Raw genomic sequence first — 24,473 nt, forward strand, 5'->3', positions numbered from 1 at the left:
TTATTGCATGTAACATTCGGCTATAGACAATACCAAGCTAATGAGGATTTCCTAAATGGAGCCTCAAAAAGTTGTGCTAAAACCAACAAACCACAGTGAATTATACAAAAGGAATAAACCAAACTCCTATTGTAAAATTAAAAAAAATCAACTATGAAGAAATTTTTTAGTTAATTTGTGATGTAATTAAAAAATATAATCTTGTGAAAAATACTAGCCTAATTCTCTCATTTTTGTTGCCCTTCCTTGTTTTTTGTCAGAATAAAAACGAGCTTACTGCTTTAGAATTAGTTGAGCAAGTAGCCGAAAAAACTAAAACCCAGGAAGGAAACGTAGAAAATTTTCATATCACTGCTGAGGCAAAAACCACTATCCAAAATGAGGATATTGATTTTGAAGTAGTGAAGCATGCTTTGCTAGACCATCAGGAATTAGACGAACTAAATACTGAAATTAAAGTTCTTCTTCACCAAGGAAGCCAAAACCCCTATACGGAAGAAGAAAAATATGCATTTTTAGTTAAAGGGAATAAATTTGAATTAGAAAGTTATTCGCAAAACAATTTAGTGGGAAAAAATTACGATCAAGCAATTGCAAGAATCTATACAAAAAGCTTAGAAGGTGAATTGTTTAACAGGTATTTTTTGGGTATTAGAGTTGACAAAGAAAATGACTTTAAGTACGGTATCAATAAGCGAATGGATAAACTTGATTTAGCCTGCTTTTTAGATGATTACCTTGGCTACATCAGTTACTTAGATTATGGCACTCACATCAGGAAGCCAAAGCATCTAAAAAAAACGAAAAGATATACGTATCAATATGATGAGGATGCAAACTTAGGAGATGGCCTAGTAAAAGTCAACTTTGAGGCCGTTAAAGAAAAAGCAACATACAACCAAGGTTTTTTTATTATTGACAAAACAAGCATGAGTTTTGTGGAGGTTTATTTAGAAGAGCAACATGATGAAATTTTAGGTTGCAGAATTTCAAGCACGCAAATTGTTTACGAGAAACAAAACGAAGCCCTTTACTTACCCCAAAAAATCAATTTTCATACGTGTCGAAATTGTAATTATTACAAAAGAAAATACAAAATTAAACGCGTAAAACCCGAGCCAAAAAAGTCGCTTAAATTCAAAATTAAAGGCCATCTTGACAGAAAACGAGAAATGGAGATTTTAATTGACTACAAAATAGCAGAAAGGAGTTGATTTTATATGTAGATGGGTAAAAAAATTACTCCCTTAAGCTTTGATTTTTCACAAGCTTAATTATGGAATACAGCAAAAACCCCACAGGCCCAAGCATAAAGCAAAATAACAAACAGGGAATAATCAAGTAGTGATTAATTTTATGCTTTTGTGCGTTGTTGACTATCCAATTTCCTACCAATAAATCAAACACCAAGTAATGCACCCAACCTGTGAGCACAGCCACATTGGTGGTAAACATAGCTTTTACGCCTTCTAAGGTGCTAAAAGCCTCAAAATCAAAATCCCCAAATCCGCTTCCTACATAAAAAGCATATACCAAAGCCATAAGTATCGCAAAGGCATAAATAGCGGTATTTCGCCATGCTTTTTTTGGAAAGAAAATCAACACCAACCAAGCAGGTAAAACTAAAGTGTTGACGATTTGAAAAACTAATACCAGTTATTATTTGAAATTACTACAAAGAAAATGATGATTTTTTTCTTTATGTGAATTAGAAAAATCAAGCATAGCCGTAGCTATGGTTTCTTTTTGTAATGAAACAGGAAGGAAAAAAGGGCGTTTTATTGCGGTAATTTCAATTGATAAATGGTATAAACTTGTATCCATAATTTTAGATTGTTTACATAAATGTGCATTATTAAATTAATTTATCTCGAATTTTAATGTTTACTTATTTCACCACCACCCCTGAGACAGGAATTTCTAAACCAAAGAAAGTGCGTTTTTGGGGCAAGGGAAATCCTCCTTCCGTCATTTGCCAGTCGCTCCACTGCGCTTCTATCCCGTCAAGAGGGATAATACTTACCCACATTTTCATGGAAACGGGTAAGTAATTTTCATCCAATTCCCAAAGATACGAATCGCCTGGTGTACTTCCGCCTGAGGTATAAGTTACTAAAAGTTGCTCACCATCTCCTTCACCTATCAGTTGACGTTCAGTGCCTTCATCAAAAACTTTGTGCGGAGCAATCAACCAAAAACTATCGTTATTAAAATTTTTAGTGGCATAAGCAATGGCTTCTTTTCGTTCTTCCTCTTTAATTTCGTTGCCATGTTGATAGGCTTTACTTTTATCGGGGGTTTTTGTGAGTAAAGTCACTTGAAAATCTTTCCAATACACCTCAACTACATCTTCCTGCAATTTCCATTCATACTGATTTACCCCTCTAAATTTCCAATGAATTTCTTCTGCTTCCTTGAATTCCTGATGATGAATTGCCTCTAGCATTTTCTCCGCCAGCTCATCGGCAAGCTCACCTCTTTCCCCCTGCGGTATCTCTTCATTATAAACTACCTTCAACACAACAAAACTTAGGATAAGTATTCCTATTATTGAAAGTAAAGCATAAAGGGAAATGCGGCGTATTTTTTTGAGCATAGTTTATTTTTGTAGAGTATAAAGGTAGGGGAAATAAATTAACTATTTTTTTCAAATAACAATTCTGGCAGAACAATTTTGACTTCATGTGCTAAACCTTCTTTCGTCCAATGAAGAATAAAATTCACTTTCACGCTTTTTAAAATATAATTCTTCCCTTTTAAGCTCTCAATTTTTTCTAAGAAATGCTTTGAAAACTTTAAAACTGATTGTCCACTTAGGTTTAAACATTCATCATCCTTAAAAGTTAAGCTATCACCACTTGAAAGTTGAGAAATCCAATGCTGTCTGTGTATGAAGTAATCAAGCCAAACATCTTTGTGGGTCAAATGCATTGCCATTTCTTTTGGAGGTAAGTAATTTTCATTATCGTTAATTCGCTCTAAATTTTCTTCGGAAAGATGATCAAGAAAACTTGAATTAAGATGGACTGTTAAATTCTGTTTTGCTCTCGTCATTGCAACATATAATTGCCTTTTATCGCTATCGGATACTAAATTGAAATTATCAAGCATCAAGAAAACATTATCAAACTCTTTGCCTTTTGCTTTATGAATAGTAGATACAAAAATGGTTTCCCCATTTTCACTAAAAAAGTCTTCAAGTTTAGACTCGCGAATAAAAGCTTCCAAATCTGATTTGTATTTCTTTTTGGGATTAGTTGCTTCAAAATCCTTGATGATGTTTTTACATAGCTCTAACTTTGTACTATTTAGAAATCTATTTAATAATTCTCGCTTTGCACTTATCCAAACTTCGTCACTAATTATAAACACATCATTAGTTAAATTCAGTTGATTTAAGAAGAACCTAACTTCCAAAAGATTATACAAATTGAATCCTTGATTGGTCTGAATCAATTTTGCTTGCATACCGTTGTTTAGTAAAAGACCTGTGATTTGCAAAGCTTCTTCATTCGTTTTTGTAAGCACACAAGTAGTTCCCGAAAGTCCTGTTGTGAGTATATCTTGAACAAGTGGACTAATGAGATTTTGGCTTTGATAACGAACCAATTTTATTCTCCCGTCATCAATTTGATTTGCAATAATTGGTGTTTGTTTTAGTCGTTGATGTATGCTTCTTACAAATTGATTGTTAAACTCAACAAGATTACGTTTACTTCTATAGTTTTCAACCAATTCATACTTTATGGCTCTTTTTGATTGAATAAACTTTTCAAGGTATTTTGAACTTGCTCCTCTAAATTCATAAATATTCTGGTCATCATCACCTACCGCGATAACTCTCATTTCTTCGTTTTGTTCCATTAAGGTAATGATGAGATTGAACTCATCTTCATCCATGTCTTGTGCTTCGTCAATTACCAAAACTGTTTTTGTAATTCTATTTGGTTCAACTTCTTTGTTTTTTATTTTTTCAATTGTTTTTTTAAGAATCTCACCTGACTTTTCCAAGTTACCAACCTTTCCCAACAAATCAAAACAATAAGAATGAAAGGTTTTTATTTCAATATAGTTAGCGGCATTTCCAATCAATTTTAGCAATCGTTTTTTGAATTCTGTTGCTGCTGCTCTCGAAAAAGTAACCATTAGTAATTGCTCGTGTTTTACATCTTCCATCAAAAGCAATGAGGCAAGCTTGTGAACCAATACCCTTGTTTTTCCGCTTCCGGGCCCTGCAGCTACAACAATATATTTTGTTTCATTGTCGTTTATGATTTTCAATTGCGTTGGTGAAAGTTCACCAAAAAGCTGTCTAAATTTGGTTGGAGTCATTTTAAGTTTAAGGTCATCAACTTTACTCCCTGGGAAGTATTTCCTTAGAAACGAAGAATAATTTAATTGGAAATAGTCTTCAGCAAATTGAAGCGCATCTTTGTAATCGTTTATCATTTTTTTGGCATACTCGCCAACGATATGAATTTGTTGAATCTTGTTTTCGTAAAATTCATTCAGCTTTTGATAATCTTGCTTTGTATATCGTTTATAATTGTCTTCTTCAAGCCTTTCAATAGTTAGTCGATTATAAACTACCAAAAAACCACCCTCTATTTTAAGCGCTTCAATCCTTGAAAGATAAAAAAGTGTATCTTCTATATCATCGATGCTAATATCAAGTTTGAATAGGTTTTGATTAGATTCGTATTCAGCTTTTAATTCGTGAACTGAAAACTCAACTAATACTTCTTCTTTTTGACTTTCATTTTTATCTTCATTCAAATCACTTTTCTTATGAAGGAATTCGATAATGAATTTCGCCAAGACGTGACGCTTCTCAAGTTTTTCTTTAAGTATTTTTTTTGGATGAAGTGAAATAGCAACAATATGGTTTTTAGAGTATTGAATATTTTGCCGCTTTATCCAATGCTTAATTGCCCAAAAATTGATGATTGTTTTAATTTTGTTAGGCGAAACATCATTGCAACCTTGTTCATCGGCTTGTTCGTTCAGTTCTTTGATGTGGACTGTTTTTTCCTGCTCTTCAAAAATGGGTAAAAGAAAGTTTTCAATCTTTGCAAATGACTCAACGATATTTAGAGAACGATTTTTGTTTTCACCCTTCTTGATGAAGGCAGTTAAATCTTTTGCATCAGCCAAAATATTTTCTTCACGTAAAAGGTTGACAATGTTTATTACTTCTTCTTTCACAATCCCTAGGTGGTCGCTGATGTAGTCAACTCTTGATTCAGCAGGATCTTCGACTGACTGATTTTTGCTTTTGCTGGAGAAAAGCTTCTTTATGATTCGGATACCTTTTTCTTTTTGCTTCTCTTCAAATCGCTCAGAAAGATTGATTTTTTCAATGGCTTCTTGCGCATTTTTAGAAAGGATGCTATTTGCAAAAATTCTAGGCATATTCTGCCCTCGTATTAGATATCCTGCTTCTTCTAAAGCTGCAATAGCGGTTGTTACCCGGGTTTCAATTTCAACTACATTATCGTCCCAACCTGCTTTTCTAGCAATTTCTAAAGCTGAGTTGGATACTTTTGAACGGAATTTGGTGATATACTTAATCGCCTTCCAAATCTGCTGAATCTCTTTAATAGAAAGCTTGGTTTGATTCAATAGAATAAAATGTTTGCTTAGGTCTTCTTCATTAAATAGCACAAAGCAATCAGCAACAATATTTTCGTCCCTGCCCGCCCTTCCTGCTTCCTGGATATAGTTTTCAAGTGAATCAGAAATTTCATAATGAATCACCATACCTACATCTTTTTTATCAACTCCCATTCCAAAAGCCGAGGTCGCTACCATAATTTGTGTTTCACCATTGATAAAGGCATCTTGATTTTCTGACTTTTCTTGCTTATCCATTTTCCCATGGTATGGTTTTGCATTAAAGCCATCCTTGGTTAATCGCTCTGAAAGCAAATAAGCTTTTCTCGTTCTAGAAACATAAATTATTGCTGGGCAATTCTTTTCTTCAATTAAATCCCTTACTGCTTGATATTTTTCTTCTTCATCACCTTTTTCAAAAACTTTGTATTGAAGATTTGTCCTTGATGCAGTTGATGTATAGAGTTCTAGGTCAAGCGATAACTTTTCTTTGAAGTAACTACGAATATCCTCTATAACTTTCTGTTTTGCAGTTGCTGTAAAACAGGAAACAGGAATTCCATCCTCAAGATTTTTCTTCTGCTGAAGTTGTTTTATGAAATCTCCAATATATAAGTAGTCAACTCTAAAATCTTGACCCCATGATGAAAAACAATGTGCTTCGTCAATAACAAAGCGTACAATTTTTCTACCTAAAATTAGACGTTCAATGGTTTTTGAACGTAGTGATTCGGGTGAGATATAAAGAATAGTTGCTGAACCATCATTTACACGTTCAAAAGACTTGGCGCGCTCGATGGGGTCGAGTAATCCATTAATAGTTACTGCTTCTGTAATACCGTTGCTTTCGAGATTATCAACTTGGTCTTTCATCAGAGACTGCAGAGGTGAAATCACAACAGTCAGACCCTTAGCCGCTTCACCACTCATTAATGCAGGAACTTGAAAGGTAATAGACTTACCTCCACCCGTGGGAAAAACAGCAAGGATCGATTTGTTATCTACTGCTGCTTTTACTGCTTTTTCTTGAAGTGGCTCACCTCCATATGTTCTATAAGAATCGAAACCAAAAAACTTTTTTAACCCTTTATTGATATCTAAGACACTGTTACAATATGCACAACCTGTAACACATGGTTGATTTCGTAAACGAAACATGATTCTTTCAACTTCAGGATAATTTTTTAGTACCCAAGGCGGTGTTATAGAATGAATTTTTTTGTATTCAATAAAGGAACTTATTAGTGATAAACAATAAGCCAACTCAATTGGATTCTCCGAAATCATTTTGTTAAGGACAACCTGATCACAAATTTCATTTACAAACTTTTGGCGAATCAGCTTTATTACGTCTGTATTTTCACTTTTATACGCTATGAAACGGAAAAAAGATTGAAACTCTCTTTTATTATGCAACAGTAAAAAGAAAATTTGTTTGAGTGTTTCGTCAGTTTTCTTAAAGGCTTCAACTTCATCATAGAACAGGTCTCTTGATTTAATAGAATCATTTAGCGGATTGTTAGTGTATTCTGTTTGAAGCTTATCGTCTTTTAATAAGGCATGATAGGGTTTTGTTGGAAAAAGTAAGGGAGAAAGAAATAAGGTGTCAATGATTTTTGAAGAGCTTATTCCTGCATCTGCGAGCGCTTTACCGACATACTTTATATCATGATTGAAAATGTTGTGTCCACATATAAATTGTGTTCCTTTTAAAAACTGTGTAAATTCAGTAATTGATGTTTTATGAAATATATTTCCGTCAGCTTTTATGCAACCAATATCCAGAATCTTTAGGCTCTTTGGTTCAATTTCGGTATCTATAAATGCTATTGGCTTCATAATCAATACTTCTGTTTACTTGGAATCACCCCCCTTACCCCACCTCTAGGATTTTCAACATCACCTTTATAACGAGGAATAATGTGAATATGACAATGAAAAACAGTTTGTCCAGCTTCTTGGTTTACGTTAATTCCAATATTGAATCCGTCAGGATTATATTTTTTTTGTAATTCAGCTTTAACTAAATTCACCAAAAACCAACAAGCAGATTGTTCTTTAAAACTCAACTCAAAATAATTAGCAACTTTTCTTTTAGGAATGATTAATGTATGCCCGTTTGAAACAGGAAATTTATCACGGAAGGCAAAACAACTTGCCAATTCACCTACTTGTTCTTTGGGTTCTAACTTTTCAAAAAATGGACTTACTTCAGTTTTCTTTTGATTAAGATAGCAATAGTGTTGGTATTCATAAATTTCCACATTTTCATTTACAAAAACTGTTTTAAACGGAAGAATTACGTTGGTTTGATAGGTTTTTACTTTATGTATATAGTGCGTTCTAAAACCCGGTTTTTTAATATCACAACGTACACTAAAATAAGCTCTACCACCAAATTTTAAAAGCTTAGATACTTCAAACAGAACTTTTGCTTGCTCTTGGTTTTTAAGCACATTTAATACATAATGACATAAAATAGTATCGTATTTTTGATTTGGGTAATCGGGTTGATAATGAGGGTCATAACCTTTTACATTAAAGCCTTTTTGTTTTAATTCTTCTACATCTTTCCCAAAGCCACAACCAAAATCTAAAACATCCCCCTGTAATAAGTCATTTTCAACTAAAATACGTGTTGGAAAGGACATTTTATCTCTATCTTTTGCAGTAATATGTGAGTTTATATTTTCCATATTATTCTAAAAATTGAAAACCATTATTGCTAGCCACAGAAATTTGTGGTTCAATGGTTTCCTTAAGTTTTTGATAATCAAAGTCTTTTGCTGAGTTGTACGATTTAAAAACAGTAATATATTCCTCACGAAATCTTTTTTTCAACCTATTACCCAATAAATTTAAAGCATCATTTTGGATGTTAAAAAAATCATTGAAATGTTTATCAATAATTGGTAATTTGTTGTTTTTTGAATTGTTAAACTCAGATAATATGGGGACTAAATTCCAAATTAAATCATGAGACACCCATGAATACGGAACAAAATGGTCTAATTGATAGTTTGAGACATTCAACTTTTCATTCGTAAAAATACATCTTACATCATTCCTTTCATTGAGATAAATATTCCAAAAATTATTCCTTTGATAAGTCAAAGCATTTCTTTTGGCAGGTTTAATGAGTTTGTTTAGAATGTCAGGAATTAGTGGGTTTCTACTTTGTAAAAAAATAGCAAGATTCCAATACGTAAAATCTTTTAATACTTTACTGTTTCTTTGGATGTAATCAAACCAATTATTGTTTACAACAATTTCTTTTTTGTAAAGTTGATAAATACTAGTGTTGCTGTCTTTTTGTGATTTTTCATAAACTTCACCTTTGCTTCCTTTTAACCATGGACTTAAAAATTTATGAGGAACATTTTTGTCGAGATGAAATAACATTTTCCTTGTTGAAAGATCATTCGAACTATTAATTAAGGTAAAAACCCTATTTTTATCATCATTTAATTTAACCGGTAAAATATTAGCTAACTCTGAAATTATCTCAGCTATTTTATCTTGACTACCGAATGATAGCTTGAAGAAATTGATTGGGAACCATGCATTAGAAATCATTCTTGCAAATAAATTCTCTTTCATTATTTGTTGATTACCTAACTCAACTTCGTCAATAATTGCCAAAAACCAATAAAACTTATAGGTTGCTGATGTATAATTAAAAACACTAGCTAAAATCTGATTGTTGATATGAGATGAAAAAGGTAAATTCATAATTAAAAATTGATGGTAAATTTATTAAATCAATTTAACAAATTCAAACTTATCAAAAAATAACTAAATCCCAGCAATTAAAACCACAACCGAAATTCCACTACCCTCTAGACCTAATGATATGCTGATAATAAAAAGCAGGAAGCAACAAAATAATAAACAAAGGCTGAATTAAAAAGCGCCTTACATAAAAAGTAGCAAAGTAGTAATCCGATTGAAAATCATGAATTAAAAAAGCAAGGGCGCTAATTAATAACACAAAAGCCAGAGCGTAAAAAAACAAAGCAAATTTAAGTACGCTTTTCTTCAAGAAAAAAAGGTAGAGTATAAGCAAACTAATAAAAGTATGGGTTAAAAAGCGTAAGCTAATAACACCTAAGGTTGAGAAATAAGAAAAATCGGGTACGGGTTTTTGGTAGTAATTGCCTTTGTAAAAATCCATAAACACCTCGTAAAACCAATCATGTTCAAAAAAACGAATCACAATAAACGCCACAAAAAGCAGGAAAATGAGTGAATACCTCAGTTTTTTATTCATTTGTTTCTGGCTTTTTAAAATTGCGCACCCAAATCACCCATAGTAAAAAAACCACTCCGTAAATAAACGTAGGAAAAAGTGTTCCATGCATAAACTCAGTATGCTGTGGATAATGACAAATACCAATGGTTATCAAGGCAATACGGATAATATTCAGCGTATAAATAATCACACTTCCGGCAAAAATATACAACAAGGTTTGCTTCCAGGTTTTCTTAAACGCCAAAATAAACGAAAGAAACAAAATAATCACACTTACTGCATTGCAACCTTCTACCACGCGCACCATAATTTCGCCACTAATCCCAATTAGCATGGCAGGACTTTCAAGACTTTTGGTAAGCAAGGTATCATAACCTAAAAAAGCAATGATTTGCTCGCTTTGCAAAGCCACAATATGCGTAATAAATTCAGGGTAAAACACACTTGATTGCCCTAGGCTTAAATACAATTCGTACACCAAAGCTAAAAGGATATAACTTCCAAAAAAGGTGAGTAAAAACCAAATTACAGCTTTGTTTTTTTGAATAAATGAAAGACTAGCTTCTTGCATATTGATTCTATATTATTTAACAAAATTAAACAAAACTTGGCATAAACAGTCACACAATAATCAATACTTTTGTAATTAAAAAATGAATTCAAGCCAGGCCTTAGAAAAAGTTGACCAGCTAATTAATAGTCAAGACCTAGATGTACAAGCAACTTTAGACCAAATTTGTGGGTTATTACAAGAAAATTACGCGCATTATGACTGGGTAGGTTTTTATTTTAGAAACGGAAAAAAGGAAGAGCTAAAACTAAAATCTTTTGCTGGCAGTCCAACCGACCATAATATTATTGCTTTTGGAAAAGGCATTTGCGGACAAGTAGCTGTTTCTAATCAAAATTTTGTGGTGCCCGATGTAAAAGCGCAAGAAAACTACATTGCTTGTAGCATTAACGTAAAATCTGAAATTGTAATTCCCCTTTTTGCTGAAGGCGAAAATATTGGTCAGATTGACATCGATTCTCACCAAATTGATGCATTTACTAAAGAAGACGAGCAGTTACTTACAGAAATCAATACGATGATTAGTCAATTTTTACAAAAAGAAAAAGCCTTGCCTATTTTTGCCTAATCTGAAGTTTATACAACATGTCTAATCCTATTCCTGCCATTGAAGTTCAAATCAAAACCCTGCCCTCAGGTCCTGGGGTGTATCAGTATTTTGACAAAAAAGGAAAAATTCTTTATGTTGGAAAAGCCAAAAATCTAAAAAAACGCGTTTCTTCTTATTTCAATAAAAATCACGACAGCTACCGCATTTCTGTGATGGTGAAAAAAATTGTTGAAATTAGACATATTGTAGTAGCTTCAGAAACGGATGCGTTATTGCTGGAAAATAATCTGATTAAAAAACATCAGCCGCGTTTTAATATCATGCTTCGCGATGACAAAACCTATCCTTGGCTTTGCATCAAAAACGAACGCTTTCCGCGGGTATTTTTAACCCGACGCGTAATTAAAGATGGCAGCGAGTATTTTGGCCCCTACCCTAGTTTAAAAACAGTTAAAACACTCTTAGGTTTAATTAAAGGCTTGTATCAATTAAGAACTTGTAAATACGATTTAGCCAAAGAAAAAATTGACGCCGGAAAATACAAAGTTTGCTTAGAGTATCACTTAGGAAATTGCCAAGGCCCGTGTGAAAATTTGCAATCTGAAGAAGACTATAACAAACAAATTGAAGCCATCAGAAAAATTGTAAAAGGAAACTTTAAAGATTCGCTTCAAGACTTTAAAAATCAGATGCATCAACTGGCTGAAGAAATGAAGTTTGAAGAAGCCCAACGCATCAAAAATAAAATTGATAGCCTAGAAAATTACCAAGCAAAATCTACGGTGGTAAATCCAAAAATCAACAATGTAGATGTGTTTTCTATTGTAAGTGATGAATCTTACGGTTACGTCAATTTCTTACAAATTTCGCATGGCGCCATTATTCGTTCGCATACCATTGAATTAAAAAAGAAGTTAGACGAAAGTGACCAAGAGTTGTTAGCTTTAGGGGCAGTAGAATTACGGCAGCGATTCAATTCGGTTTCCAGGGAAATATTTACCTCTATTCCTATTGATTTAGGTGAAGCTATAGAGGTAATTGTACCTAAGTTAGGCGACAAAAAGAAGATTGTTGAACTTTCTGAAAGAAACGCCAAATACTTTAGAATGGAGCGTTTTAAAACCATGAAGATTGTTGACCCAGACCGGCATGTAAATCGCTTAATGGCGCAAATGAAAAAGGATTTACGCCTTTCTGAAGAACCCAGACACATTGAGTGTTTTGATAATTCAAATATTCAAGGAAGTAATCCTGTAGCGGCTTGCGTGGTTTTCAAAAACGGAAAACCCGCTAAAAAAGAATACCGAAAATTTAATATTAAAACCGTTGAAGGCCCTGATGATTTTGCTTCTATGGAAGAAGTGGTGTATAGAAGATACCGGCGTTTGCTTGAAGAAGACCAAGATTTGCCACAACTCATTATTGTTGACGGAGGAAAAGGGCAGTTAAGCTCTGGCGTTAAAGCATTAGAGCGCTTAGACTTACGCGGAAAAATAGCCATTATTGGAATTGCTAAAAGATTAGAAGAACTTTTTTATCCCGGTGATAAATATCCCTTATATTTGGACAAGAAAACGGAAACTTTAAAAATAATTCAACAATTAAGAAATGAAGCGCATCGCTTTGGAATCACTTTTCATCGAGACCAACGAAGCAAGAATGCACTAGGTACAGAATTGGAAGAAATTCAAGGAATAGGCGAAAAAACAGCCATTGAATTATTAAAGGAATTTAGATCGGTTAAACGAATAAAAGAAGCTAAAAAAGAAGATTTAGCAAAGATTATAGGTCATGCAAAAGCAGAAATCATATACCAACACTACCAAAAAAGTTAAGCTTTTAGGGCTATTCATACTTATTTTTAGTGGCGTTTATGCGCAAACTGACTTAGCCGAACTTCGGGAAATTTCTAAAAACAAAGAAATTAAAGTTGGCTTGGTACTTAGCGGCGGAGGCGCAAAAGGCCTAGCGCATATTGGCGCAATTCGTGTATTGGAAGACGCTGGCGTGCAAATTGATTATATTGGCGGTACAAGTATGGGGGCTATAATTGGCGGACTTCATGCGGTGGGGTATTCGGCAGACCAACTAGATTCTATCTTTCAAGTTACCGATTTCAACAAGCTCATTAGAGACGAGTTACCCCGAGAAGCCAAAACCTTTTTTGAACGCGAACAAGCCGATCAATATGCCTTGAGTTTGCCTTTTGATGGCTTTCAAATTAAAACTCCTTCAGGCTTGTCTAAAGGACAAAATGTGTTTAATTTTTTAGCCCGATTAACCCAACACGCTCAAGAAGAAAAATTTAGCGAGTTGCCTATTCCTTTTTTTTGTGTCTCAACAAATTTAGAAACTGGCGAAGAAGTTATTTTAGATCGTGGGTCTTTAGCCTTAGCTATGTCTATTAGCGGTGCTATTCCTACCGTATTTAGACCTATTGAATACCAATGGCAACTGCACACCGATGGAGGTGTGGTAAATAATTACCCAGTAGAAGAACTTAAAAGAAGAGGAGCTAACTTTATTATTGGAGTTGATGTGCAAGAAGATTTACACGGCAGAGAGCGCCTATCAAGCGGCCTTGAAGTAATGGCCCAAATAAGCAACTTCAGCACGATTAAGGCGATGCGAAAAAAGAAAAACCTAACCGATATTTACATTCGCCCAGACATTGATTCGTATTCCGTTTTAGATTTTGACAAAGGCAGACAACTTATTGAAAACGGAGCTATTGCTGCTAAAATACACTTTGAAAGCCTATATCACTTAGCTAATGCACAATTGAACAATCAACCGCAAAAAAAACGGAAAATTTGGAAACCCAGCAACAATGACTCTATTGAAGTAAATGATATTCATATTGCAGGTAACCAAAACTATAAACGAAATTACATCTTAGGAAAGTTACGAATGAAAGCTCAACAAAAAACTAGCTTTACCGATTTAAATAATGGACTAAATAATCTTTCTTCTACAGGTAATTTCAACCGAATAAACTACACCACCACTTTTAACAAAAACGGTACAAGAGATTTACATCTTCAAGTTTTTGAAAATCAACAAAAAAAGTTTTTACGCTTTGCTTTGCATTATGACGACTTATACAACAGTGCTATTCTTGTAAATTACACACAAAAAAATATAGTTCTAGAAAACGATTTATTTTCAATAGATTTAATTGGCGGAGATAACCTTAGGTACAAGGCTAGCTATTACATTGATAAAGGGAGGTATTGGAGTATAGGATTTAACTCAAGGTTTAATCAATTTGCTACCGATGTAGATGCTTCTTTTGTTGGTCAACTTTCAGATAATATAGACCCAAACCAAAATATAAATCAACTTCGAATTGTTAATAAAGATTTCACTAATCAATTCTTTATAGAAAGCTTCTTACGGAATAAATTCAGGTTTGGAACAGGTATAGAACAAAAGTTTTTAGAAGCAAATACTCAAACTTTTATCGATTCAGATTTTCAAAATGATAAAAAAGAAACCATTATAGAAACTTCTAACTTAGTTAGTAATTACGCCTATTTAGAGTTTGACACTATGGACCACAGTTTCTATCCCTCGCAAGGTTTTTACTTCAGAAGTGATTTAAATATTTATTGGGGCTCTATCGCTACCAATAAAAGTCTTAACTCTTTTTCTATTGCTAAAGGAAGAATGGCTTACGCACAGCCAATTGGAAAAAAATTTAGCCTAAAACTTGACTCAGAATTAGGGTTTAGAATAGGAAATGAAGATATGGCTGGCTTAAACTTCTTTTTAGGAGGCTATGGAAATTACGCCATTAATAACTTTAGACCATTTTATGGCTACAATTTCTTAAGTCTTTCTGGCGATTCCTACATTAAAGTGGGAGGCGATTTATTGTATAATTTCTACGGAGCTAACTACTTCATTGCTAGCGCTAATTTTGCTAATCTTCAAAACAGCGTGTTTACCTCTGGTGAATGGTTTTCATCACCGAGCTTTTCAGGCTATGCCTTAGGCTATGGCTTAGACACTTTCTTCGGACCCATAGATATTAAAGCTTCTTATTCTCCCGAAGTAGAGGATTTTATTTGGTACGCCAGTTTAGGCTACAGGTTTTAAGTAGTGTATGATGATTTTTTAAATCCAATTAAAAATGTATATTTAAAGTTTCATTCAATACTTAAATTAGTAAATCAATATAAATTATTATGAAATCAATAATAAGCTTTTTACTTAGTTTTATGGTCTCCGGCTTATTAGCCCAAGACATCAACGGCTCGTGGTCAAGTCAGTTAGAATTTAATGGCATGAAATTGCCGCTTCAATTTCACTTTGAAGAAACCGAAAATGAATTTACCGCTACAATGGATAGTCCGCAGCAACAAGCCTTCGATTTATCTTTTACTGAAGCAAGAAGAAAAAATGATTCTATTTTTTTGGTTATGCCAAATCTAGGTATTGAAATCCAGGGAAAAATAATAGCTAAGGATTTAATAAATGCCAATTTTGAGCAAGGTTTTTTAACTACCGAAATTGAAATAAAAAGGCAAGATGAGAAGAAGAAAACAACAAATGAATTTAAACGCCCACAAACCCCCAAACCTCCTCATACTTACCAAGAAATTGAGGTAACTTACACCAACCAAAAAGCAGGTATAGAATTAGCAGGCACACTTACTTTACCTAAAGATTGCCAATCTTGTAAAGCGCTTATTTTAATTTCTGGAAGCGGTGCGCAGGATAGAAATTCAGAAATTTTTAACCACCAACTTTTTAAGGTGGTTGCAGATTATTTTTCCTCAAATAATATAGCCGTTCTTCGGTTTGACGAACGTGGTGTGAGTAAGTCTGGAGGGAAGTTTTCTGGAGCTACAACCCATGATTTTGTTGATGATGTAGAAGCAGGATTAGAGTTTCTTTTAAAACAGAAATACTTTCAACCCACCCAAATTGGTCTTTATGGCCACAGTGAAGGAGGAATGGTAGCGCCACTGCTTGCAGAAAAAAACAAGGCCATTAATTTTTTAGTGCTCATTGCGCCGCCAGTTGTACCGCTTCCAGAATTGATGCTCAAACAACAAGAACTAATAGGTAAAAGTACAGGAATGACACAAGCCATGGTTGAATTTTACAAAAAAATAAATAAAGAAGTCTATGCCATTATTACTTCAACAACTAAATTAGATTCCCTTGAAGAAAAACTTGAAGAATATTACAATCAACAAATAGAAAGTTACCCTCAGTTGGGAAAAGACACAGGGGTTTCTTCTAATGAATATAAGGAAATGATGATTCAAGCCTACACCGACCCATGGATGTTTACTTTCTTAAAAATCAATCCTGCAGATTATTTAACCTCTCTAAAAATTCCAGTAAACGCCTTTTTTGGTGAAAAAGATTTGCAAGTAAGTCCGAAAGAAAATACTGAATTACTCACGCAGCTTATAGGCAAAAATCACCCTAAAAACAAAATAGAAATCAAGCCAAATTTAAATCATTTAATGCAAAATGCAACCACCGGAAGTATTGCTGAATATGGAATGATTGAAGAAACTATTTCTGAAGATTTACTAAAAGAAATTTTAAATTGGATAAAAGAACTTGATTAACTATTTAAAATTGAAGGTTTTTAGCTGAAGACGCTCTCCATCAAATTCGCCATAAGTATAATAGTTGATCCAATCCCCTAAGTTAACATAAGTCGATTGCTCGTTTAGTTCAATTTCCATTGGCAAATGACGATGTCCAAAGACAAAATAATCATAGTGTTTCTCCCTGAGTTTTCGTTTGGCGTATTGAACAAGCCATTCGTTTTCTTCGCCAAGAAATTTAGCATCTTCATCGCCAGAAATTAATTTGTTTTTCACACTCAAATGCCTAGCTAAACGAACGCCTAAATCTGGATGTAACCAACGATAAAGCCATTTAGAAAAAGGATGAACAAAGACTTTTTTCATTCGTTTGTAGCCTTTATCATGAGGGCCTAGTCCATCACCATGACCAATGTAAAAAGATTGATTATTAAATTCAAAAACCTTGGGTTGATGATACACAGGAATGTTTAACTCTTTTTCAAAATAATCATTCATCCATAAATCGTGGTTCCCCACAAAAAAATGAACAGGAATTCCTGCATCAGAAATTTCGGCAAGTTTACCCAGGGTTCTTACAAAACCTTTAGGAACAACTTCTTTATACTCAAACCAAAAATCAAACAAATCACCCAACAAGAAAATAGCCGCAGCATCAGCTTTAATTTCATCTAACCAAGCAACAAAAACATCCTCTCTTTTTCGGCTCTCTTTATAAGTAGGAGCACCTAAGTGATTATCACTTGAAAAATAGATTTTTTTTGTTGCCGGAAGCTTCATTATTAAGTTTTCAGTAAAGAAGCAAATTTACTATTTATTTTCAAACTAAGGAGGTTTCTCGTTTTTCAATTAAAATCCTATTTAATGGCTGTAATGCTTAGCTATTCTGCAAAACATACCCCGTTAAAGTTGCATAAAAATACTTTAACTTTATGATTATCATTATATTGAAATAAAACTTCAATAAAAATTGAACTAAAAAAATTTGGGGTTAGTATGTTTTTTGTAAATTGACCCATTTAAATAAAGGCAATTGAGCTTTTGATGAAACAAATAATTTACATACTCATTGGTTTGTTAAGTTTTCTATTTTTAGGTGCTCAAGAGCGTGTAGAACTAGTGGAAGGCGAATTCAACAAACTCAAAGTTTCTAGCGGAATTATTGCCGAAGTGATTTATGGCGCTTCCAAAAACAAGGTAGAAATTGGTGGTTTTGACCGAGACGAAATCAATATTCGCTTAAGAAGAGACGAATTACGCATTAGCTTACCCCTAAATTACCTATTCTCTAATTCTGATACCGAAGTAAAAATCTATATTACTTCTGCCACAAGCATTGAAGCTACAAGTGCGGCAGAGCTCATTGTTTCGGGTGACATTCATCAAGAACAGATACATTTTAAAGCGGTAGAAGGAGCTAGTATTCAAGCTTTAGCTATTAAGGTTAATCAGTTAGAAATTTATACATTAACGGGGGGCGCCATTCAACTAAAAGGAAAAACCAATCACCAAAAGGTAACGGTGAAAACAGGAGGCGAGTATGAGGGCAGCTCGCTAAAAAGCAAAACCACCTTAGTAGAAGTAAGTTATAAAGGCTTTGCCAAAGTTTATGCCAGCCAAGAATGTAATGCAAAAGTAATTGCTGGTGGTGAAATTGCTATCCACGGAAGCCCTTCTGAATTTGATGAAGAAACCAAGTTAGGTGGACTTATTAAAAAAGTAATTCAGAAATAAAAACACTATAATTGTTCTCTTTCTAATTGATAATCATACTGAAGGTCTTCGTGAACTACACTAATTTTTCGATCTACAAAAAGCAAAGTACGCTCGTAAAGACTAGCCAGCCTTTTGTCTTTTAAAATGGAAGGTTTCAACTGAAGCATTTGGGCTAAAAAATGGAGATGTAATTCTATTTCTGTAGATTTTTCCTTAGAAAACTTAATGTATTTCTTTACATTTTTAAGTGTTTTACGCACAGATTTTCGCATCCAGTAATAATTTTTTGTGTTCATTGCTTCAAACTCTTCGCTGATGTAATCTTTTACTTCATTCACAAAAGCGGTTTCGTCCTGGGCATCAAAAAGCAAATAATGCAAGAGTTCTTTATTTTCAACTTTATACTTAGCTAACTGAATAGTCATTTCTATCAATTCATCTCTTGAAGCATGAATCAAGGCCTTTTTAATTTCAGCAAGTTTTGGTGATTTCATAGATTATCGACTTTAGCACGAAAATAAGCAATAAAAAATACTTGTGTAAAATTCAAATACCAACAACAAAAAATCTTCAAGTTAATCTAATCCTGAATTGGCGGTAAATCAAGAAAAATCTCGTTAAGCTGAATGTTTAAGTTGTAAAAGTCGATAGGGACTTCTTTTGCTACTTTCTCTATTTCTTGATAATCAGTCTGTTGGCGTTCAGCAAGTTGTTTTAACTGGGCTGTTTTGGAGTGTAAAACTTTCAATCTTGATAACACTGGCCTGTTTCTTAACTTTTGGGGAAGTGTTTTTTGCAAGGTATCTGCGGCATTATAAATTACAGACGAATTAGCAATGAAATCTTCAAGCTTAAATTTTTGCATACGTTCAATTTCAGATGCCATAGCTTGGTATAATTCCCATTCAGACACAGCTTCTTTCGCATCATCAGAAAGGGCTACACCCGATGTTGGGAAATCAAAATCCTTCACCTTAAATTCTTCCAAGGTGGGGTCTAGTTTACTTTCCTCCTGCTTAGAAGACGATTCTTTACAAGCAAAAACAAACAACAAAATTAAACCTATACCTAGTAATTGAGATTGTATTTTCAAATTTTGTATTTTCAACTTTTTAAATTTGGGTAAATTTAAACATAGTATAGATTTGCACCTCAAAGAATTGCATTTTTTTTGGAGTATTTTCTAAACTTCGAAACTTAAAAACTCAGATTTTTAAAAAGATTTCACGCATAAATTAAATAAATTGATAAATAAGAGCATCTTATTTGCTTATTTTTGCGAAAAATTATCTTTTATGGTAGCTAAAACATTAATAATTGGAGCTTGTGGACAGATTGGCACGGAGCTTACAGAGAAACTTAGAGCAGAAAAAGGAAAGGAGAATGTGATTGCCAGTGATATTAGAGAGGGAAGCAAATTGCTTATGAAAAGTGGTCCTTTTGAAATTCTTGACGCCACCAATTATGATGCTTTAGAAGATGTAATTGTACATTATAATATTGATGAAGTTTATTTAATGGCCGCCATGCTGAGCGGTACCGCTGAAAAATTTCCTATGAAAGCTTGGGACCTAAACATGACGACTTTGTTTAATGCTTTAAATCTAGCCAAAGACGGAAAAATAAGCAAGTTGTTTTGGCCTTCAAGTATTGCTGTTTTTGGTCCTACTACACCAAAAGAAAACACACCACAACAAACGATTATGGAGCCTTCTACGGTTTACGGAATAAGCAAGCAAACCGGTGAACGCTGGTGCGAATATTACCATAAACGCTATGGCGTGGACGTAAGAAGCATTAGGTATCCTGGTTTAATTAGCTACAAAACAGCACCGGGCGGAGGGACTACCGATTATGCCATTGAAATTTTTCACGATGCACTAAAAGAAAGTTACTACCAGTCCTTTTTATCACAAGAAACAGCTTTGCCAATGATGTATATGGATGATGCCATAAAGGCAACCATCCAATTAATGAAAACAGACCACACCAAAATAAAAATTAGGTCTTCTTACAATTTAGGTGGAATTAGCTTTACTCCAAAAGAATTAGCAAAAGCCATCAACAAACGAATCCCTCAGTTTGAAATTGACTACGAACCAGATTTTAGACAAGCTATAGCTGATTCTTGGCCATCAAGTATCGATGATACGAATGCCCAAGAAGACTGGGATTGGAAACACGAATTTGACCTAGAAACAATGGTTGATGCAATGATTGAAGGGATAAAAGCTGCTAAGAAATAACAAAAAAGCTCTAAGTTACAAACTCTAGAAAAACTAAAAAAAAGGCGTTAGCTAAGTGAAGTTTGTAACTTCGCATTTTTTCACACGCTCTAATAACCTCTTTAACAAACCACTAGCCCGCCAACTCAAGATGTTCTTGGAGAGATTCTACAGCATGTATTGCAATTAGTTGATGAAAATGCTTATTTTCATGGTTAACTTGCACAGCTTCTAATGCTTTAAAGTAATCTAACTTTTTGCTAGGATCTCCTTTCAAGTTAACTAAGGTGTATCCATGCTGTAGTAAAATTAAATTCATCACTAAACGCGATGTTCTGCCATTTCCATCTACAAACGGATGTATAGAAACCAAGCGTTCATGCATTTCTGCAGCAAGGATAACAGGATGTAAAACTTTTTTTTGCATTTCATAAAACAAAAAGTAATCTTCCATCAATTTATCAATTAGATAAGGTTGTGGAGGTACATGTGCACTTCCAGAAATACGCACAGGAACAGAACGATACACACCCGCGTTTTTTTGATCTATCCCTTTTAAAACTAATTGATGAATTTGCTTTAAATAGTACCCATTAAAATGAATTTTCTTTTGGACAAAATCAAAAATTAAATTGATGGCATCTTTATGATTAATCACCTCTAAATGTTCGCGCATACTTTTACCTCCTATAGTAATTCCATCATTGATAACTAAATGTGTTTCACTTAAGCTAAGTGTATTGCCCTCAATGCGATTACTTTCATAGGTATAAGCGGTATGAAAATATTCTTTCATCTTGTTTACCTGTAAAGGGTTTAATGGTTTTTTACTATTCCATTTGTTTTGTAATTGCTCAGCTTTTTTAAGCAAACCAATAACGTGTTGGTCTAACTCTATAATAGTAAATTTCTTATCACCCTTAAGATAGGCTATGCGTTCTTCTGCAACCTGAATTACATCTTCCGCAATGGCTGGGTATGGAGCTAATAACTCCATTATTTGAAGACTTAAAAATTCTTTAAGCAATTGATTGTAATCCAAATTTAAAACCTCACTTATTTTTTTTAATTGTGGCATGGTTGGGCGACGCTTCCCTGAAATAATCCTACTCATTAAACTTGAATCTACACCTACCAATTGTGCCAATTCGTTTATTTTTAAACCCAAGCTTTTTTGTTTGTTGCTGATTAATTTCATTATTCATTATTTTGTCATGACAAATTTAGTCATTTTTTTAGATTTAGCCTTATAGTTATAACTATTTTAATTTTAAAGCTAAAAAAGGAAATGAGAGAGATCAACTTTACGGGGGCTCATGTTGAACTCTTGACAACACAAAAGTTACAGACCTTAAATTGCGTGAGCTAAATTAGATTGGTATTAGATCAAACTATGTAAATAAAAGTCTTTGCATTTAATTTTAATAATCTGGCTGTGGCACTAAGGCGCAAAGTAAATCAACTCAAATTCTACCTAAAAACCTCCAAACGATCTAACTCTTCGAACATTCAGCTTTCAGTCCATCATATCATCTTAATGTTTTGTACTTATTGCTTGATTCTCTTATCCACGCTTTAATTACCGCATAGTCGCTAAGTACGCAGAGAAAATCATTTAAAAATTATAACGATCCGTGCATAACATAAATGGCGACTTAAAATGCGCTTTCCATTCGGTTAATGTTTTAATTTTCTAAAAAAACCAAAATTTTCGTTTCAATCACAAATCTCACCATTTTTGTTATGCTCTGTTATGCAACGATTTTTTATAATTTTTTCTTATTCGAATTCTTTCTGTTTGAAAACAAAGAAACAATCTCAATTGAACTTTTATTAATTCGGTAATAAAGATTATTATGTTTTTCAACTACAGCTTTTCGAATATTATTTTTTTCGAATGATACTGGAAAAATTTCGGGGGATTTTGAAATCAGTTCTATTGTATGGTCTAATTTAGCAGAAAATGTTCTTAATTCTCTTTCAGTCCATTTGTTTTCAAGGTATTCAATAGTTTCTTTAAGTTCTGATTTTGCGTGGTCAGTCCACAGTATTTTATAACCACTTTTCATAAATTTCTTTCACGTTTGAGTGAGAAGTCAGTTTTCCATTATCAGCATCTTGAATTCCTTTTTCAATGGACTCTTTTTCACTTGCAGAAATTTCTCTCCACCAATCGTTTTTTTCTTTTTCTCTTAATTTCATTAACTTGTCAATCAGAGAGGTATCATTCAATGTTGATAACCATTGAATTAATTCTATTTTTTTATTTTCTAAGCTTAAATCCATAATATCAAAGTTACAAATTTAATCTAAACATTCAATTTTTGGACGTGATTTTTAACTGTTGCATAACTTAGAAATATCAATTCTTTCTACTTAATACTTCTCTTCTGCGTTAGGGATTGAAGTGGAAATCCCGGAAAAAGGAAAGTACGTATTTTCTTGTTTTGGCAAAGCGACCGGCAGGAAGCTCTAGCCAAAACAATAGAAAATACATTTGAGTTTTGAGGAATTGAAACGGAAAGGTACTATCTTTAAATCCAAACATTTTTTTAATTTTCAACCATAATTTTTTTATCTTTGATTTTACCGAGAGGAAGCATACTTTGATCACTCACTGGATGTTTACCTTGTATAGCCAAACTTTTTGTTTGGCTATTTTTTTCGCCTCTTTCAGAGGCGTACCGAGAGGAAAGCTCCTTCTCCTCCTCTTGGATATTTTTATTTCCTTTATTTTGATAATTAATATCAAAGGGTTCGTTTTTTTTCCACAAGTAATAAATTGTTAACAATAATTTTTTTTGAACAGCGACAATACCTTTCATTTTGATGCCTGTTCTTTCATAAACTCTAAGGTAAAGGTTCTTAAAAACTGTCCCTTCTGAACCTATTGCTATTAACGATGGCATGTGTAAAATTCGTCTAATCCTTGAGTTTCCCTTTTTCGATATTTTTGTCTTGCCTTTATGAGAACCTGATTGATTTTCTACAACATCATACCCAGAATAACTCACTAGTTGCTTGTAATTTTTAAACAGATTAAATCCATTTGTTTCTGCTATAACAGTAGCTACAGAAAGTATTGATAATCCTCTAACTGTGCAAATATTCTCTACTTTTAATTTTAGCTCCTCATCACTTTTTATGACTTCTTCGATAGCAATTTCTGTCTTTGTTTTTTGCTTTTCTAAGAAACGTATATGGCTTTTCATTTGCTTAATCACATGCTTGTTTGATAAAGCTGATTGTTCTTCTGCATGTAGCTTATTCTTTTCTACCGTAATCGATTCCTGAATGGATTGATACTGTCGTGTTAAAGACCTTAGGCTTACAAAAACATCTTTAGGTCTAATCCATTGAGATAAATTTTGTTCTGCCCCCATTTGTGCCAAACCTTTAGCGTCTATTTTATCATTCTTACTTTTTAAGCCAATAGATTGTAAATACTTTTTTGCTTTGTTTGGTAAAATAATAGAAACTCTATACCCTGCATCATCTAGATAATAAGCAAGTTCTTCGTGATAAACACCAGTAGCTTCTAAGCTAACAACTATTGGAATAGACTCTTTTTTTGTCCATTTATCAATCCATTTTACTAGCTTTAAAAAGCCTGCTTTTGAATTAGAAACACTACAAGAAGACTTAACCTTCACGCTTTGATTACAGTCTATCGTGCTTATACAAGCATCTACTTTTTTACTTGACACATCAAGACCTACTGAAAATTTTAAATTCATAATAAAAGTATTTTTTGCGTAATAATCATTAAAATTTTTCTCTAAGACTTTGCTCATGTAATACAATATCTATAACTAAATTATAGTATTTAGGTACTATTGAATCTTTAAGAAAAAGACTAGGATAGATTTGCCTTTATCAGCATTATCAATCAATGATTGTAACTAGCCCGCAAACAATTTGCTACCCTAGCTTTAATGATTTAACTGTTTAAAAATACAAAGATATGAGCCCG

The 24,473-nt window shown here is 33.4% G+C and carries 22 protein-coding genes; 7 read left to right on the plus strand and 15 right to left on the minus strand.

Translation table 11 applies throughout. From position 1 onward, the window contains the following. Positions 1-203: 203 nt before the first annotated feature. On the plus strand, positions 204-1,214 hold the full coding sequence (locus tag G7034_RS09660; RefSeq protein WP_166400755.1) for a hypothetical protein: 1,011 nt from the start codon (positions 204-206) through the stop codon (positions 1,212-1,214). A 25-nt stretch (positions 1,215-1,239) separates the two neighbouring features. Here G7034_RS09660 and G7034_RS09665 read toward each other — a convergent pair whose 3' ends face one another. The 8 genes from G7034_RS09665 to xrtF all read right to left on the minus strand — a co-directional run bounded on the left by G7034_RS09665 (position 1,240) and on the right by xrtF (position 10,436). Next, a complete protein-coding gene (locus tag G7034_RS09665; RefSeq protein WP_166400781.1) occupies positions 1,240-1,656 on the minus strand; it encodes an ABA4-like family protein in 417 nt (138 codons plus the stop codon). A gap of 3 nt (positions 1,657-1,659) precedes the next feature. After that, positions 1,660-1,824 carry a hypothetical protein gene (locus G7034_RS09670; protein ID WP_166400756.1) on the minus strand — a complete coding sequence of 55 codons (165 nt, stop codon included), beginning with the start codon at positions 1,822-1,824 and terminating at the stop codon, positions 1,660-1,662. A gap of 64 nt (positions 1,825-1,888) precedes the next feature. Next, positions 1,889-2,596 carry a hypothetical protein gene (locus G7034_RS09675; protein WP_166400757.1) on the minus strand — a complete coding sequence of 236 codons (708 nt, stop codon included), beginning with the start codon at positions 2,594-2,596 and terminating at the stop codon, positions 1,889-1,891. A 38-nt stretch (positions 2,597-2,634) separates the two neighbouring features. Continuing rightward, positions 2,635-7,452, minus strand: a complete 4,818-nt coding sequence (locus G7034_RS09680; RefSeq protein WP_166400758.1) for a RecQ family ATP-dependent DNA helicase — start codon at positions 7,450-7,452, stop codon at positions 2,635-2,637. A gap of 2 nt (positions 7,453-7,454) precedes the next feature. Beyond that, positions 7,455-8,309 carry an HIT family protein gene (locus G7034_RS09685; RefSeq protein ID WP_166400759.1) on the minus strand — a complete coding sequence of 285 codons (855 nt, stop codon included), beginning with the start codon at positions 8,307-8,309 and terminating at the stop codon, positions 7,455-7,457. Between the two features lies 1 nt (position 8,310). Next, positions 8,311-9,213, minus strand: coding sequence for an HNH endonuclease domain-containing protein (locus tag G7034_RS09690; RefSeq protein ID WP_223177617.1), 903 nt, complete (start codon positions 9,211-9,213; stop codon positions 8,311-8,313). 232 nt (positions 9,214-9,445) lie between these two features. Further along, complete coding sequence (locus G7034_RS09695; RefSeq protein WP_166400761.1) at positions 9,446-9,883, minus strand: exosortase F system-associated membrane protein; 438 nt, start codon at positions 9,881-9,883, stop codon at positions 9,446-9,448. Beyond that, positions 9,876-10,436, minus strand: a complete 561-nt coding sequence (gene xrtF / locus G7034_RS09700; RefSeq protein WP_166400762.1) for an exosortase family protein XrtF — start codon at positions 10,434-10,436, stop codon at positions 9,876-9,878. Before xrtF ends, G7034_RS09695 begins: the two co-directional genes overlap by 8 nt. A gap of 82 nt (positions 10,437-10,518) precedes the next feature. Between xrtF and G7034_RS09705 the strand changes: the two genes are divergently transcribed. From G7034_RS09705 to G7034_RS09720, 4 genes are all read left to right on the plus strand, one after another. Beyond that, positions 10,519-11,004: a GAF domain-containing protein gene (locus tag G7034_RS09705; protein ID WP_166400763.1), complete on the plus strand. Its 486-nt coding sequence runs from the start codon at positions 10,519-10,521 to the stop codon at positions 11,002-11,004. 17 nt (positions 11,005-11,021) lie between these two features. Next, positions 11,022-12,821 (plus strand): excinuclease ABC subunit UvrC, encoded by a 1,800-nt coding sequence (gene uvrC / locus G7034_RS09710; protein WP_166400764.1) that lies wholly within the window; start codon positions 11,022-11,024, stop codon positions 12,819-12,821. Next, on the plus strand, positions 12,778-15,087 hold the full coding sequence (locus tag G7034_RS09715) for a patatin-like phospholipase family protein (protein ID WP_166400765.1): 2,310 nt from the start codon (positions 12,778-12,780) through the stop codon (positions 15,085-15,087). The genes uvrC and G7034_RS09715 overlap by 44 nt, the downstream gene beginning before the upstream one ends. 89 nt (positions 15,088-15,176) lie before the next feature. Next, positions 15,177-16,577 (plus strand): alpha/beta hydrolase family protein, encoded by a 1,401-nt coding sequence (locus tag G7034_RS09720; RefSeq protein WP_166400766.1) that lies wholly within the window; start codon positions 15,177-15,179, stop codon positions 16,575-16,577. On the opposite strand, the gene G7034_RS09725 is transcribed toward G7034_RS09720, so the two are convergent. Continuing rightward, on the minus strand, positions 16,578-17,339 hold the full coding sequence (locus tag G7034_RS09725; protein WP_166400767.1) for a UDP-2,3-diacylglucosamine diphosphatase: 762 nt from the start codon (positions 17,337-17,339) through the stop codon (positions 16,578-16,580). It abuts the gene before it with no gap. 264 nt (positions 17,340-17,603) lie between these two features. On the opposite strand from G7034_RS09725, the gene G7034_RS09730 reads away from it, so the two are divergent. Further along, positions 17,604-18,293, plus strand: a complete 690-nt coding sequence (locus G7034_RS09730; RefSeq protein ID WP_166400768.1) for a GIN domain-containing protein — start codon at positions 17,604-17,606, stop codon at positions 18,291-18,293. Positions 18,294-18,298: 5 nt separating this feature from the next. Here the strand turns inward: G7034_RS09730 and G7034_RS09735 are convergent, their stop codons facing one another. Then, positions 18,299-18,769 carry a hypothetical protein gene (locus G7034_RS09735; protein ID WP_166400769.1) on the minus strand — a complete coding sequence of 157 codons (471 nt, stop codon included), beginning with the start codon at positions 18,767-18,769 and terminating at the stop codon, positions 18,299-18,301. Positions 18,770-18,855: 86 nt separating this feature from the next. Beyond that, complete coding sequence (locus G7034_RS09740; protein ID WP_166400770.1) at positions 18,856-19,368, minus strand: hypothetical protein; 513 nt, start codon at positions 19,366-19,368, stop codon at positions 18,856-18,858. A gap of 202 nt (positions 19,369-19,570) precedes the next feature. Here G7034_RS09740 and G7034_RS09745 point away from each other — a divergent pair, with 202 nt between their 5' ends. Next, positions 19,571-20,521 carry an NAD-dependent epimerase/dehydratase family protein gene (locus G7034_RS09745; protein ID WP_166400771.1) on the plus strand — a complete coding sequence of 317 codons (951 nt, stop codon included), beginning with the start codon at positions 19,571-19,573 and terminating at the stop codon, positions 20,519-20,521. A 112-nt stretch (positions 20,522-20,633) separates the two neighbouring features. Here G7034_RS09745 and G7034_RS09750 read toward each other — a convergent pair whose 3' ends face one another. The 4 genes from G7034_RS09750 to G7034_RS09765 all read right to left on the minus strand — a co-directional run bounded on the left by G7034_RS09750 (position 20,634) and on the right by G7034_RS09765 (position 24,237). Then, on the minus strand, positions 20,634-21,698 hold the full coding sequence (locus G7034_RS09750) for a Fic family protein (RefSeq protein ID WP_166400772.1): 1,065 nt from the start codon (positions 21,696-21,698) through the stop codon (positions 20,634-20,636). A 568-nt stretch (positions 21,699-22,266) separates the two neighbouring features. Further along, a complete protein-coding gene (locus G7034_RS09755) occupies positions 22,267-22,569 on the minus strand; it encodes a type II toxin-antitoxin system RelE/ParE family toxin (RefSeq protein ID WP_166400773.1) in 303 nt (100 codons plus the stop codon). Next, positions 22,553-22,786, minus strand: coding sequence for a hypothetical protein (locus G7034_RS09760; RefSeq protein ID WP_166400774.1), 234 nt, complete (start codon positions 22,784-22,786; stop codon positions 22,553-22,555). Before G7034_RS09760 ends, G7034_RS09755 begins: the two co-directional genes overlap by 17 nt. Before the next feature lie 266 nt (positions 22,787-23,052). Further along, positions 23,053-24,237, minus strand: a complete 1,185-nt coding sequence (locus G7034_RS09765; RefSeq protein WP_166399234.1) for an IS110 family transposase — start codon at positions 24,235-24,237, stop codon at positions 23,053-23,055. Positions 24,238-24,473 lie beyond the last annotated feature (236 nt).

The sequence above is a fragment of the Psychroflexus maritimus genome (assembly GCF_011089875.1).
GTDB classification, from domain to species: domain Bacteria; phylum Bacteroidota; class Bacteroidia; order Flavobacteriales; family Flavobacteriaceae; genus Psychroflexus; species Psychroflexus maritimus.

What these genes read in the sequence shown, in the direction of transcription:
- G7034_RS09720 (WP_166400766.1), top strand. Translation starts at nt 15,177, where the DNA reads ATGAAATCAATAATAAGCTTTTTACTTAGTTTTATGGTCTCCGGCTTA.
- G7034_RS09670 (WP_166400756.1), bottom strand. Translation starts at nt 1,824, where the DNA reads ATGGATACAAGTTTATACCATTTATCAATTGAAATTACCGCAATAAAA.
- G7034_RS09725 (WP_166400767.1), bottom strand. Translation starts at nt 17,339, where the DNA reads ATGAAGCTTCCGGCAACAAAAAAAATCTATTTTTCAAGTGATAATCAC.
- G7034_RS09715 (WP_166400765.1), top strand. Translation starts at nt 12,778, where the DNA reads ATGCAAAAGCAGAAATCATATACCAACACTACCAAAAAAGTTAAGCTT.
- G7034_RS09760 (WP_166400774.1), bottom strand. Translation starts at nt 22,786, where the DNA reads ATGGATTTAAGCTTAGAAAATAAAAAAATAGAATTAATTCAATGGTTA.
- G7034_RS09675 (WP_166400757.1), bottom strand. Translation starts at nt 2,596, where the DNA reads ATGCTCAAAAAAATACGCCGCATTTCCCTTTATGCTTTACTTTCAATA.
- G7034_RS09765 (WP_166399234.1), bottom strand. Translation starts at nt 24,237, where the DNA reads ATGAATTTAAAATTTTCAGTAGGTCTTGATGTGTCAAGTAAAAAAGTA.
- xrtF (WP_166400762.1), bottom strand. Translation starts at nt 10,436, where the DNA reads ATGCAAGAAGCTAGTCTTTCATTTATTCAAAAAAACAAAGCTGTAATT.
- G7034_RS09735 (WP_166400769.1), bottom strand. Translation starts at nt 18,769, where the DNA reads ATGAAATCACCAAAACTTGCTGAAATTAAAAAGGCCTTGATTCATGCT.
- G7034_RS09705 (WP_166400763.1), top strand. Translation starts at nt 10,519, where the DNA reads ATGAATTCAAGCCAGGCCTTAGAAAAAGTTGACCAGCTAATTAATAGT.
- G7034_RS09690 (WP_223177617.1), bottom strand. Translation starts at nt 9,213, where the DNA reads ATGAAAGAGAATTTATTTGCAAGAATGATTTCTAATGCATGGTTCCCA.
- uvrC (WP_166400764.1), top strand. Translation starts at nt 11,022, where the DNA reads ATGTCTAATCCTATTCCTGCCATTGAAGTTCAAATCAAAACCCTGCCC.
- G7034_RS09730 (WP_166400768.1), top strand. Translation starts at nt 17,604, where the DNA reads ATGAAACAAATAATTTACATACTCATTGGTTTGTTAAGTTTTCTATTT.
- G7034_RS09680 (WP_166400758.1), bottom strand. Translation starts at nt 7,452, where the DNA reads ATGAAGCCAATAGCATTTATAGATACCGAAATTGAACCAAAGAGCCTA.
- G7034_RS09685 (WP_166400759.1), bottom strand. Translation starts at nt 8,309, where the DNA reads ATGGAAAATATAAACTCACATATTACTGCAAAAGATAGAGATAAAATG.
- G7034_RS09745 (WP_166400771.1), top strand. Translation starts at nt 19,571, where the DNA reads ATGGTAGCTAAAACATTAATAATTGGAGCTTGTGGACAGATTGGCACG.
- G7034_RS09750 (WP_166400772.1), bottom strand. Translation starts at nt 21,698, where the DNA reads ATGAAATTAATCAGCAACAAACAAAAAAGCTTGGGTTTAAAAATAAAC.
- G7034_RS09695 (WP_166400761.1), bottom strand. Translation starts at nt 9,883, where the DNA reads ATGAATAAAAAACTGAGGTATTCACTCATTTTCCTGCTTTTTGTGGCG.
- G7034_RS09755 (WP_166400773.1), bottom strand. Translation starts at nt 22,569, where the DNA reads ATGAAAAGTGGTTATAAAATACTGTGGACTGACCACGCAAAATCAGAA.